The sequence below is a fragment of the Janthinobacterium sp. 35 genome (genome assembly GCF_002754575.1).
Taxonomy (GTDB): domain Bacteria; phylum Pseudomonadota; class Gammaproteobacteria; order Burkholderiales; family Burkholderiaceae_D; genus Janthinobacterium; species Janthinobacterium tructae.
Map to the genome: position 1 here is coordinate 6,080,610 of NZ_PEFN01000001.1, position 13,543 is coordinate 6,094,152.

The following is a 13,543-nucleotide window of genomic DNA, read 5'->3' on the forward strand; positions in this document are numbered from 1 at the left end:
GGTGGTGGAAATGAAAAAACCCGCCGAAGCGGGTTTGTGGTGATGCAAGCGGTACAGCGGTTAAAGCTCCTCGATCTCCAGCGGCATCGAGTAATTCTCGTAGTACGGAATGCTCATCGCCGAGACCGACGACAGCTTGCCGAAGATGGTGTGGTCGCGCTCGAGCTCCAGGTCGACCGATTCCGGGAACAGGCTGACCAGCATAGCGCCGGACATGCCATTGCGACGCACGATGCCGAACAGCGCCGTGCGGTCGGCCGCCGGCAGTGTGCTCAACTGCAAGGGCATCTTGCGCGAACGCGAGCCGGCGTCGGTCCACAAATCGCCAGCGCCGGTGCGGGTATGCGTGCTGGCGTCCATGGGCGTCACGGACGCGCCATAGTCCGGGTTATTGGTGGGCGACCAGTAAGCACCCGTCACCAGGCGACAGGCCTCGACATACCCTTGCAGATTGGCCGGGTCCTTGATGTCAATCGCCAGGCCCAGCGCCGGCATCTGCGCCGACAGCCAGTGACGCGCATAGGCGCCACCACCATTACTGTAAGCGCTGGCCGCCTGCAGGGGCGTGAAACCGTCGACCGCTGCGGCTGCGGCCGGACATGCCGGCAGCATGCCGCTGTCGTAGCTGTAGGCCTGCCAAGCGTCGATGTAGCCGGCGGGGCGCACGCCTGGCGCGGAGGGGGCGACGTCGGCTGCGCGCGTCACGGCGGCGGTCGTGGTCGGAATATATGAATCCGCATACAGCCCTACCTGGACCTGCCCGCAGGCGCACCATAAAGAATCGCCGACGAAGATGCCCTGTAGCCCAAAATAATGCACTGCGGTGGTGGCGGCCGTGTACGTGACGCTGTAGCGCGCCATCGGCGAATTGGCAGGAATTGTCGAGAACGCCAATACGGAACCGGAAGCGGGCCAAACCCCCAAGCTGCGCGGCGCGGTTCCAGCGGCGACCCACATGCTGAACGTGTAGGTGACGCCAGCTGTCAGGGAAATGCCTTGGCCAATGCCGGAGCCGCCGGAAGTCGGGCTGACCTTGTATGCCGGCGTGCCGTCTGGCGCAAGCACGGCGGGATCGGCCGCCACGGTAGCCGCACCACCCCAGCGCATGTTCCAGTTCGCGCTGGCGATATTGCCAGACTGCAGGGCAAGGTTCGTCGCGGCCGGCTCCAGCAGCAACTTCGGTGGAGCAGACAGATTTGCTGGGTTGTACTGCATCCTGGCCACGTTCGCTGCCGCCGTTTGCAGCAGGCCATTACTACCAAAGAAAGTACCGATGGAGGCACGCGACGTGAAGGTATCCAGCGAGGGGTAGTAGCTGGAGACCGCGGAACCCTCCGTGACACTGAGGCCCCATATTTTCGAGGTCAACGCAGTGAAAGTAATGTCGGGATAATATAAAACAGCGATACCGGCGCCAGCGCCGCTATTTACTACAGCCGATAACCTATAAACACCGGGGGCAGGTGTAGGGGCAAGCGTGGGAGCTTCTGCCCAGCCCGCTGGAGCACGAAGAGACGCAACGCCAGAAACCCAGTCAACTAACACAGAAGCAATGCCCACGGAAATAGCCGGGTTATAGATATAAAGACGACTGGTGGTGGAGCTTCCAGCCTTTATAAAAACAGAAACGACGTAATTCGTGGAGGGAGCCCCGGTAATAACTTTCTGGATGTAGGAAGTAACCGCTGTCGTTGATCGAAGTGTGCTCATAGTAAGGGATCCATCCGGCGCCACATCCGTATTGGGCAACACGACAGTCGGCCCAGGCCTGCTGTAGCCTGGTGCCCAAAAATCGGATGAATAGGTGTTCAGGTTCGTTGCCGCCGATTCATTCGACACGCGCACGCGCATCGACGCAGTCGGCGACAGGTTGCAGAACGGTAGGAACACCCCGCCGATGCGCTCGGGCACGGCCCAAGTGGCGCCCAGGCGCGCCGTGGTACCGGTGGCGCGCCAGGGACGGCCCTTGCGGTTGTTTTGCAGGTTGGCCACGCCCAGCGTGCCGGCCGTGGTGCTGGCCGTCAGCGCAGCACGGTCGGCCGCGTTGTCGTAGATGATGCGGAGATTGGTCATGCAGCATCCTCTGCAAATACAGCTGATTGAGCGTCCGCCTCGACTACAAGGCGCACGTCGGCACGCGATTCGGCCGCCGCAATGGCGGCCTTGAGTTCCCGGCAACGCGCATGATGCTGCGCGGCGTAGCGCGCCTTCGCCTCGATCATCGCTACCTCCAGGGCCAGCAATTGTGTGGGCGTCAGCAGCACATCGGCGTTGTCGAACGCCCGCCAGGTGATGCTCGATTGCTCCAGGTCCAGCGCAGCGCTGCGTGCCGCCAGCGTGATCGCTGCCTCGGCGCGGGCGTCGCCGTCATATAGCACGCCCTCGTAGGTGAAGCGGTCAAACGCTGCGAGGCGCCGATCTCGATCAGCGTTGGCATCCGCGATGGCGCCTGCCTGCACCTCGGCCAGCAGCACGTCAGGCAGATACGGCACCAGTGCGCCATCGATCATTCGCAGACGCGGGCACACCAACTCACCAGGCAGAAGCTGATGTAACGTCAGGCCTTCCACTGCGGAGGGGCAGTCGCCGGCCGCCCATTGCTGCACGTAACCGTCTTTATCGAGGTATGCGTATTTCAAACTCATGCTGTTGGGTTCTTTATGTTAGTGCTGATTTGCAGGGATGCATCGGTGCCGCTGGTACTGCTGCCCGTCCGGGTGGCGAGGGCTTTGAAATAGGCGCCAGACCCTGTGCGGGACGCATTGGCAGGAACTGAAACAGTCACCTGATCAACGAACGGCAATATCTCGTCCTCCCAGACGCCACTACCGAGGCCTCGCGCAGACGCCGTCCAAGATTTGATGAGCGTCGTTTCGCTGCCTGCGGCGCTGCCCCAATACAGTGAAATGGTGACGCTGGAGCCTGATGCGGCCGCCGTAGTCACCTGCCCATCGAGCTGCACGGTGACCTTGTGCGCCGCAGCGATACCGGTAGCACTGCCCAGCATCACTAATACGACAGGATAGTTCGTCATGTCGCTTTGCCCATACACCGGCCCCGTCGGGCGCCCTGTGATCGACAGAGCACTAAACTCAGCGGTGCCATCAGCGTTGATCATCCAGCCGTAGGTGCCCGGGTTGTATGTCTGCGAGCGGATCACGGTGCTGATAAGCGCCATGTCCGTGGCCAGATTCTCGGCCGTGACGTTACGACCTGTCAGGGTTCCACTAAATGAGCCACTGGCCGCTGATAGGCGGCCCGAAAAAGTAGCATTCCCATCTTTAATCGACAGGCCTGGAGCGTCTATTTGGCCATTCGCACCCGCCGAAAAATACTGTGCACCAGGCACGCCACCGTTATAGTCGCCGAACAGGATGCCTTTTTCGCTCAAGTGGAAGCCCTTGCCACCGCCGGCGCCCATCGGCCAGGCATAGGCGGGGGTCGGATAACCAGGGCCGCCATGAATGGTGGAGGCGGAGATATCGCCTGCTATCACCTTTCCCAGAATGCTGGTAATAGCGGATAGTTCGTCGACCGCCAACGCCTCCGCAGCCACCGTACCGGGTACCAGCAGGTTGCCATTCAGCACCATGCCGGCCTCCAGCCAAGCGCCATCAATATAGAACTTCGTCACCGCATGCGTGGCGTCGTACAGCGTCACCATGTCGCGGTTGATCGGGGCGCCGTAGCCGGCATGGCCCAACTCATACACGGCCGATGCATCCGACCAGGCCGGATAGCCGGACGCCGTCACCGTCACAGTGCCGCGCTGGCCGGATGGCCCTGCCACACCCTGGCCACCGCGAAACTTCGACCAGGCGTAATCCGCCTTGTTGGTGCTGGGGGCAGCACTGAGCTTGTTGACGGCCAGGCCCAGGTACATGGTGCTGTCGCGCGGCGTGTCGTACAGACCGGTGCCATCGGCGTTGTCCGCGTACTTGATCCAGGTGTAGGTAGTCTTGCCGTCCACTCCAGGGTCACCCTTCGCCCCGTCGCCGCCCTTGATCAAGGACCAGGCATAATCTGCCTGGTTGTCGCCCTCGACCGCCGTGGCCTTGTTATAGGCCAGGCCGATGTAAGTCATGCCCACGGGAGAATCGGAGAATCCGCCGCCTGCAGCGGTATTGCCATACTTCACCCAGGTGTAGGTCGTCACGCCATCGGCTGCCAGGCGTGATGCCGCCGACCATTCACTGGCAGGGATGTCATCGGTTGCGCCGCGCGATGCGGCCGTGGCGCCTGACGTGAAGAGGTAGGCGCCGCCCGACGTCGGCACCTGCGTCGACCAGCCGTTGTTTAAGCCCATCAGCGCACCCGTGGCAAACGTGAACGTGCATGCAGCACTCGGCAGCGCCGGTGCGATATTGGTCGCGCCGCGCTGGTAGATGCGCACCGGCGCCACGTTCAGGCCATCCACGCCGTTCGCGCCATTGCTGCCGTTGGCGCCGTCGGCCGCCATGCGCGCGGCCGCCGCCCATTCCACGGCCGGGATATCGTCGGTGGCGGCAGTCGACGCGGCCGTGGCGCCCGAAGTGAACAAATAGGCACCGCCGGCCGTCGGCACCTGCGTCGACCAGCCATTGTTCAGGCCCGTCAGCGCGCCCGTGGCAAAGGTGAACGTGCATGCCGCGCTCGGCAGCGCCGGCGCGACATTGGCGGCGGCGCGCTGGTAAATGCGCACCGGCGCCACGTTCAGGCCGTTCTGGCCAGCCGAGCCGTCCTGAGCCAGCAGCACGGCCGCCGTCCATTCGTTGGCGGCGATGGCATCGGTGGCGCTGCGCGAACTGGCCGCCGCCACGCGCACATACAGCGGCGCCGTGCCGGCCGGGATGGTCTTGCTCCAGCCGTTGGCCAGGCCGTTGCCGGCCGGCGTGCTGATGGCCGCAGTGGAAAAGGTGTAGACCACGTCGCCGGGCGAGTCGACGGGCGCGATGGCCGCGCGCTTGTAGGCGAAGGCCTGCGCCGTGTTCATGCCGTCGGCGCCGGCCATACCGGCCGCGCCATCGGCACCCGCTGCGCCATCCCTGGCCAGCAGCACGGCCGCCGCCCACTCATTGGCAGCGATGTTGTCCGTGGCGTTGCGCGAGCTGGCGCCCGCCACGCGCACGTACAATGGCGCCGCGCCGGCCGGGATGTTCTTCGACCAGCCATTCGCCAGGTCGTTGCCGGCGGGCGCGGTGATGGCCGCGCTGGCAAAGGTGTAGACCACGTCGCCCGGGGAATCGGTGGGCACGGCCGCCGCCCGCTTGTAGGCGAAGGCCTGCGCCGTATTGATCCCGGCCAGGCCAGTGTCGCCCGCCACGCCATCGAATACCTTACTGATGATGTAACTGGCAATATAGTCGACGCCGAATTCGCGGATGCGCGCCTGCACCGTGACCGTGTCGGTCGTCATGCCCGCAAAGTTGACCGTGGCCACGTTGCCGTCAATCACCAGCGTCGTGCCGGCCGACACCGTAAATACGATGTCGCCCACCACATTCACGGGCTTGGCGGTGATGGCAATCGAAGCGGGCGACCCGGCGCCGCTGCTGTCGACGCGAAACACGGGCGTGGCGCCGGACATCAGGATGGCCTTGCCGTCGGCGGTGGTGCTGAAACGCTCCGCCGACGCCTGCAGGCGCTTGTCACGCGTCCCTACGATGGCGCTCATACCAGCACTCCCACCGTCACACGGCAATCGAGCCACCGGCGCGAAAGCAGCACGACCACGCCTGCCACACCATTCTGCAGGCCGTAGCGACGGTCGCGCAGCACGACAGATTGTCCCAGTTCCAGCATCATCATCTCGGGCATTCCTTCAAATTCGTAAATGGTGCGCTGCACCTTGTTCAGCGCCAGGCGCCGGGCCGCTTCCGCCGCCGCATCCGACTCTTGCTTGAGGCAGGTCTCGATCTGCGGAGGGTCATCGGTCAGGCGGTAACGCGTGCGCACCGCCTCGTCGACCGCCGTGACCGTCAGCCATTCCGTCGCGTACATATCGGCATGCTCGGCCGGAATACTGGTGTTCAGGCTGGGCTGCAGCGTGTAGTTCCGGTCGTAGGCGATTTTCACGGCCGCCACCACCGGCAAGCGCTGCACTTGGCGCAGCGAGCCCTGGATCATCTGCGCGGCGCCAATGTCCACCGGCACGCCAGCCGCCGGCAGCGCGATCTGCACCAGGCGCAGCTGGCCGGTGCTCGACATGACCGCCTGCGCGCCGACACTCGCCGCCAGCTGCTGGATGGCCTGGGCCTGGTTCATCCTATCCGCCACATACAGACCCACCGGCTGCTGGTGGGCAGCATCGAACGCTGCCAGGTTAGCCAGGTCCAGGTCGGCCAGCGTGAAGCGGTCAGCCGCCTTGCCGTAGGCGGTGGCGATGCGCTGCACCAGCGGCGCGATGCGCGGCACGTAGCCGCCGCCCTTGTCGCCCTGGACGCTGACCGTGATCGCTGCCGAATAGGGTGGCGTGGTCAGGTTGAAGCGCCCGGCCTGGTCGTTCAAGGCCACGGCAATCGGCTTGCCATTGGTGCGCACCTCGAAGCTCGACTCGACAGCGCCGAGAAAGCCGTATTCCAGCGTCGCCGGGTTCGTCAGCAAGGGCGTGACGTTGTGGCACTCGCCAAACGGGACCGGCAAGGTCACATCCTTGTTGGGCGTGGCGCCGCCCAGCTTGGCCTCGGTGATCGGCGTGTCCAGGCGCCCCATCTTGTCGCGCAGCGCCAGGTTGATCGATTCGGGTCCGGCACTGCTGGCATCGGCGACCAGGCCGTCGAAGACCAGGCGGAATTCGCCGCGCGCCCAGCGTACGTCGCCGAACCAGACCTTGATCGGCCGATTGCGCCAGACGTCGGCAAGCCAGTTGTCGAGCGAACCGTCGGTATTGGCCAGCTCGATATCGCCGCCCGACAGCCCCGCCTCGCTCGTCAGGCTGATCTGTTCTGTAAAGGCCAGACCGTCCGTGACCAGCGCCAGATACGCCGTGTTGGGCGGCACATCCAGCGGACCGGTGACATACGAACGGGAGGCAATGTACCGCGTCACCTCCTCGCCTGCCACGTTCACCTGTACCTCGACCAGGGCCGTGCGATGGGCTGTATCGTCCTGCAGCCATTCTAAAAATTGCGCATCGGTCACTTCGAATACTCCTCTTGTTTTCCCCACACATCGGACTTGGTTGATTTTTCGACACCTGCCACGACGGTCTTGGCCGCTTTGTCGTTCGATTCGACGGTGCCTCGGATCAAGGCACCGGTCTGCTTGTCTTGATCGGCGCGCAGCCCTTTGACCTCTTCCCGCAGGCCCTTGATCTCAGCCACCAGGGCGTCGGTGTTGCCGCCGCCCTGGCTCGGTGCGCCGCCGAAATAGCGGCGCATGGCTGCCGCTGCTGGCGCGTCGACCACTACCTCACCACGGTGCAGCTCTGCCGAATAGCCATCAAACGGCACGTTGGCAAGGCCGCCGGCATGGGAACCGTCGAACTTGACGCCCAGCCCAGTGGCCGTGCCCATCGCCGAATGCAGGTTGGCGATGGCTTGCGCCACCGTCAGCACGCTGTCGTTGATGGTGATCAGGCCCGACACCTGAGCCTTGAGGGCATCCAGACTGGCCTGCTGCACGTCGACTTGGGCCGAGGCCCATTTCAATGCTTCGTCGTTGGCCGCCAGCACGCGGGCGTAATCTGCCGCGTAACGGGCGTCCGAGGCGTTGACCACCTGGGACGCCGTCAAGAAGGCCTGCTCGGCAGCCGACAGGCCGGACTGCGCCGTCGTGTCGCCGGCATTGGCCGCCGCCAGGGTTTTCTCGAACTGGGCCCGCGCCTCGGCGTACTTCTGCTCTGGCGTCAGGATGGACTGGCCGCCCAGCGCCAGGCTGGGGTTCAGGCCGTTGAGCGTTGCCACCCACGATTTCGATTTATCCAGCGCCGTCTGGGCCGCTGCCGCCTCTCTGTCGTAGGCCTTGCCCAGTGCGTCCTTGGCTGAAACTACTGCCTTGGCTGCCTGTACCTGATCGAACAGCGCCTTATTGACGTCGGCGATGCCAGCGCGCTGGATGGCCAGCAACGCCGTTTCGGTTTTCGTCAGCTCGTTTAGTTGGGTCTGCAGATCCTTTGCCTGGTCGGCAATCGCCTGCTGCGACATGGTCAGATCGTCGGTTGCTGCGGTCGTTTTGGCAAAGGCATCTGCCAGGCCCAGCAGGCCAGCGTAGGTTTCAGCGCCCGCCTTGCTGGCCAGTGCGCCGGAATTGGCCAGGCCCAGCACGGCGGCCTTGAAATCGTCGCGGGTATTGAGCCCGGCATAGCCCAGCGCCGCCAGTTGCGCGGTGACGTACTTTTGCACCGGCGCCAGGCGCTCCGCTTCGGTCAGGAAGTTTTCGGAGAACGAGGATGTCAGGGCTGTGAAATTCTCGATACCTCCGGCCAGGCCAATCAGGCGCTCGCGGGCGGCCAGGCTGGCCACGCCGGTGGCGCCGAACGTCGCGCCGATCGATGACAGGGCCGCGTCCAGCGTCGCATAGTTCGACGCAATGCGGATCACGGTTTCGGCGTAGCCCTCACCAACGGTGCGGAATTTATCGAACTCCGGAAAGACGGCCTGCGACATCTCGTCCATCGCCTTGGAAATCACACCATTGAGCGCGGCAGTCAGATCATCGCCCTTCAAGTCCTTGAGACTCACGGACGTCGTGGCAAGGGTCAGGCTATCCAGTACATTGGTGACTTGCGCGGCGCCAATGCCCATTCCGATGGCGGCGCTGGTCAAGGCGTCTTCCAAATTGGTGAAAATCAGTCCGAACTGCGCCGATAACTCATTATTCAGCCCCGCCGTCTGCACCGAATTGGATGTCTTTTTCGACAGCCCAAACCAGCTCGACTTCGTCGTATCGACACTGGCGTACTGTTTGTAACCCTCACCATCCTGCAGATCGCGCACGCTACCGCCGAACTGCAGCCCGGAATCCACAATCTTTTTAGTCGTTTTACCCCATACATTATTGATAAGTTTGGAAATGGAATCGCCAAGGCCGGGGCCAAAGAGACCCTTGGTGACCTGGGTCATGACGCCCGAGATTGCATCGGTGGCCTTGCCAATGTTGATCTGGCCGGTGGTGATGCCCATGTTGCTACCATCCGTCACGCCGTTGGCCCGCACGATCAGGTTGGCCAGTCCGGACATCGACGCCTCGATGCTGCGCAGTGCCGACAGCATTCCCTGGTTGATCGGGATCAGGCCGCCGGAGTTCTCGGCCAGGCGGTCCAGCGAGCGCTGGATGGATGCGGACTTCGCATCCGAATCGCCAAATACTGAGCCCGTTCCCTGCGCTGCCTGCGCTTCGGCAGCGGTCTGCCCGCCACCTCCACCACTACCGCCAACAGCAAACCCCAGAGCGGCCATTGCCGCCGCCATCGCTGCCATGCGCACCCATGCGCTGTACGGATCGCCCTGAGCTTGGGTTGCAACTGCCACCGCTGCAGCGGACGTGCCTTTGACGGTATCGGCAGCCAACTGCGTCGCCACTCCGGCTTGAACCGCAGCCGCTTTTGCCGCCTCGCCGCCCACCGTAGCTGTCGTGACAGCGGAAACGGTGAACAGTTTTTTCACCATCGACTCGACGGCCATGGCCATTTCATAGGCTCGGAATGCTTTTTCCGCTCCTTCCATCACTTTGTAGCCGGCCGTGTTTTCCTTGAAGAAGCCCTTTGCCGCAGTGGCCATGTCTGCGTACGATTTGACCTTGGCTGCTGCTGACGACTTCGTTGCAGCCAGTTCGGCCTGGGCGATCTTGTCGGCTCCACTTTTCGGGTCAGCCTTGATGGATGCTAGTTGCGCAGCGATCGTCTGCTGCTGCACCGCGTAGCCGGTCAAGGCCGTGGTCAGGCCGCCAATGGCGGAGCCGACACGGCCAAACGATTCAGTCATGCCCTGCGCGGCCTGCTTGGCTGCGTTATCGACGGCGACGAGGATGTCCAGCAACTCCTTTGCCTTGGCGACGTCAGTGCCGGCGCTCAAGCTCAAGCCGCGCGCCTGCTCTGCTCCCAGCGCACGCATGGCAGTCGCACTGGCGCGCAGAGCTGCTGCCTCGGATTCGCGCCCGATGATCGTATCAAGGATACCTGCTTCAACCTCCTTGCGTGCCGCCGCCTCCTCGACTAGGCTCTGGTTGAACTTGATTGCCTCGACCGCACTGAGGCCGATCAGGGTATTTGCATCTTTCTGCGCCTGCAATTGGCTCTGGATCGACTGTAGATCAGTGGCGCGCGCAGCCGCCAGGTCGGCGAGATTCGCCAAGCCCTGCTTGGTATCCTTGATGTCGAGGACGCGGATATCCTCTTTCAATTGCAGGGTGCGGGTCACCGCCTGGGCGTCCACTTCGGCGATCGCGCCGCTCAAACCGGCCTGCTCCTTCTTGCTATTTGGCTTGGCGGCCGTGAGCGCAAGCTCGGCGGACAACAAGGCCTTTTTGCGTGCAAGGGCGTCGAGGTCGATCTTTGCGACCTTATCGGCGTATTCGAACTCGGCCAGCAAGCTGGTGGCGAGGCCGGCGGCGCGATCGGCATTCAGCGTGATCATCGAGCGCTTGGCCGATTCCTCCTCTACCGCGCCGCGACGTTTCAGCAATTCGATTTGCGTGTCGATGGCGATATTGTAGGTATCGGCATATCGGAGCTTGATGGCGGCGAGACGCGCGTCGACCTCGCCCTGTTTCTTGCTATCAGCGGCAACTATCACCGCACCTAGTCTGGTCGTCCTATCAATTTCTTGATCGCGCAATTGCACTCGCGTGAGATATTTCTCCTCGTCCTGCGCCCATTTCAGCCCAGCCTCTCGCAGTTTGTTAGCAGCCTCTTTTGGCGCAATGGCGGCTTTTTCAGCAGCGATCTGGCCTTTTAGCGTCGCCTCGAGCGCAAGGTTGGCGGCCAAATCCTTGGCGTAAGCAGCGCTGCGCGTCTCGGCGCCGGCGGTCAGACCGTTGGGCAACTTGCCGCCAACCGCGCCAGCTGATGTAGTCAGACGCTTTTGGACGGCAGCAAGCTTCTCCTCCAGCGACTCCTCGCGGCCGACGTTCAGCATGGAGTCCCATGCCTCTTTGGCGCCGTCGCTCACAAATTTCCACGCTTTCTGCAGGCTCCCAAGATTTTCTGTGACCTTGCTCGATACATCGCCCAGCGTTTTATTCCACTCCTTTTGCGCCATCGTGCCGGCCTCTACGGCGCGCCCTTGCAGTTCCAGCGCCTTTACCTGACTGTAAATATCGGCCGTCAGGAAGTGGTATGTTTCGTCCAATTTCAGTAGTGTGGCAACGGGCGCTTTGCCCAAGTCAGCGAACTGCGCGGCGGTGTCGGCGACACTTTGACCGAGCGCGCGCTGCGCCTTGATGGCCGTGGCGCTGAATTGTTCCAGGTTGTCAGCTGTGACCTTACCGGTAGCGACCATTGCAACTACTGCCTCGGCAGCAGCGCCTTGTGTGCCCACGCCCTTGCTGATGTTGCGAGCCATGTCTGACAGCTGGCCAGACGTGGTGGTGGCGGTGTTGCCGGCCAAGATCAGCGCCTTGCTATAGGCGATTGCTTCGTTGCGGCCCTGGATAAATGCCACCGCCAACACCGCAACGGCTGCTGCAGCGATCGTGTATGGATTGATCAGCCCGAGAACATAGCCGCCCAGCGCCTTTGCTGCATTGCCGAGGCCGCCGAACATATCCTTCAACTGCCCACCCTGCTGCAGCAGCACAGTCAGCGGATTTTGCCCGCCCTGGATGCTGACGACGATGTCGGTGAACTGCGCCGGCACGCCGCGCATTGCAGCGGCGGTAGCGCGCGCCGACATACCTGCATGGTTCAGGCCTTGCTCAACTTCACGCAGTTTCGCGATGAATGGGGCGGCTTGCGCGGTCACGCCCATCTGAGCGGCTTGCAATTCTAATAATTCCGAGCGGCTTTTCCCGATAGCCGCGGCCTGCTGCTGCAATCCGGCGACGAACGAGTCGCGGCCGGTCTGCGCCATGGCGGCCTGGCGTTGCGCCTCGGCTGCTGCTTTCGCCGCCGCCGTAACGGCATCCTCAGCGAGCTTCAGGCGCGCCAGCTCTTGGATATGCGGCTCGGCTGCGCCAGCAACACCAGCCTGGGCCGCCTTGTAACGTAAGACTTCTTCGGTGGTTTTTCCATATAGCGCGATCTGTTCGCGCAAGCTGGCAACCATCGCCGTGCCAGCAACTTGCTGCTGAGCCGCCTGCTGCTGAGCGGCGGCGGCGAGCCGGGTTGCTTCCGCCACCGCATCCTGAGCCACTTTCTGGCGTTGCAGCTCTTGAATCAAGGGCTCGGCCGCGCCTGCGGCGCCAGCCTGGGCGGCGCGATAGCGCAACACTTCCTCAGTCGATTTACCATACAAGGCGATCTGCTCACGCAGTCCAGCCAGCATGGTGTCGCGGTTGGACTGGGCCTGGGCGGCCTGCTGCTGCGCCGCTGCTGCCAGGCGGGCGGCCTCCGTCACGGCCTCTTGCGCAATCTTGAGCTGTTGCAATTTCTGGATTTGTGGCTCGGCAGCATTCGCGGCGCCAGCCTGCGCAGCTTTATAGCGCAGCACCTCCTCCGTAGATTTTCCGTACAGCGCCACCTGCTCACGCAGGCTGATCAGGAATGCATCACCCTTGGCTTGCGCCTGTGTGGCTGCCTGCTGCGCGTCGGCCGCTGCTTTAGCAGATGCGGTTGCCGCCTCCTGCGTTGCCTTCATGCGGGTAATTGCCTGGATCATCGGCTCCGCGTCGGCTGCGGCGCCGGCCAGCGCGGCGCGGTAGCGCAACACCTCTTCCGCAGACTTACCGTGTAGCGCGACTTGCTCGCGCAGGGCCGACAGGAATCCATCCTTATTCGCCTGGGCCTGTGCGACTTGGCGCTGCGCCTGAGCCTCCAGGCGCGTCGATTCCGTAATAGCCTCATGCGCCGCGCGCATGTTTTGCAATTGCAGAATCAGCGGACCGGCCGCCTCAGCGGCGCCCGCTTGTGCAGCCCTGTAGCGCAACACTTCCTCGGTCGATTTACCATATAACGCGATTTGCTCACGCAGGCCGGCGACGTACGAATCCTTGCCAGCCTGGGCCTGCGCAACTTCCCGCAGGGCCGCCGCTTGCACGCGCGCCGCTTCCGCAGCCCCCTGCTGGGCTGCCGCAGCAGCTTCGGTCGCTGCCTTTGCCCGCGCCTGGGCCGCCTCAGTCTCGCGCAGCTGCGCAATCAGTGGAGCCAACTTCAGCATGTCAGCACCACGGCTACGGCCCAGCTCTTCGAAATATTCAGCGCCCGACTTTTTCCCGGAGATCAGGGCGGCATTCGCCCGCTCTACCGCTCCGGCAATATTCCGGGTTGCGGCATCAACACGATTGGCGGCCGCTGCCCCGCCGTTGCCGATACTGTCGAGGGCGCCGCCACCTTGGGTGCGCAGGCTGTCGAGCGTGCGGCCGGTGCGCTTGACGGCGCCGTCGACACGGTCGAGACCGGACTCGACGCCGCTGGAGTCAACCGCCAGTTCAATGGTTGCGCCGCCAATCGTGTTTGTCATAGGGTTCC

Annotated in this window: 5 protein-coding genes; all 5 read right to left on the reverse strand. The window is 63.4% G+C overall.

Features of this window, described 5'->3' with window-relative positions; translation table 11 throughout:
- Positions 1-60: 60 nt before the first annotated feature.
- From CLU93_RS27995 to CLU93_RS26845, 5 genes are read right to left on the reverse strand one after another with little or no spacing between them, the layout of a single operon-like run.
- A complete protein-coding gene (locus tag CLU93_RS27995) occupies positions 61-2,073 on the reverse strand; it encodes a phage head spike fiber domain-containing protein (RefSeq protein WP_143451835.1) in 2,013 nt (670 codons plus the stop codon).
- A complete protein-coding gene (locus CLU93_RS26830) occupies positions 2,070-2,645 on the reverse strand; it encodes a DUF4376 domain-containing protein (RefSeq protein ID WP_099764108.1) in 576 nt (191 codons plus the stop codon). The genes CLU93_RS27995 and CLU93_RS26830 overlap by 4 nt, the downstream gene beginning before the upstream one ends.
- Positions 2,642-5,653, reverse strand: coding sequence for a hypothetical protein (locus CLU93_RS26835; protein WP_099764109.1), 3,012 nt, complete (start codon positions 5,651-5,653; stop codon positions 2,642-2,644). The genes CLU93_RS26830 and CLU93_RS26835 overlap by 4 nt, the downstream gene beginning before the upstream one ends.
- Positions 5,650-7,119, reverse strand: a complete 1,470-nt coding sequence (locus CLU93_RS26840; RefSeq protein ID WP_099764110.1) for a hypothetical protein — start codon at positions 7,117-7,119, stop codon at positions 5,650-5,652. The genes CLU93_RS26835 and CLU93_RS26840 overlap by 4 nt, the downstream gene beginning before the upstream one ends.
- Positions 7,116-13,535, reverse strand: a complete 6,420-nt coding sequence (locus CLU93_RS26845; protein ID WP_099764111.1) for a phage tail length tape measure family protein — start codon at positions 13,533-13,535, stop codon at positions 7,116-7,118. Before CLU93_RS26845 ends, CLU93_RS26840 begins: the two co-directional genes overlap by 4 nt.
- Between the last annotated feature and the right edge of the window lie 8 nt (positions 13,536-13,543).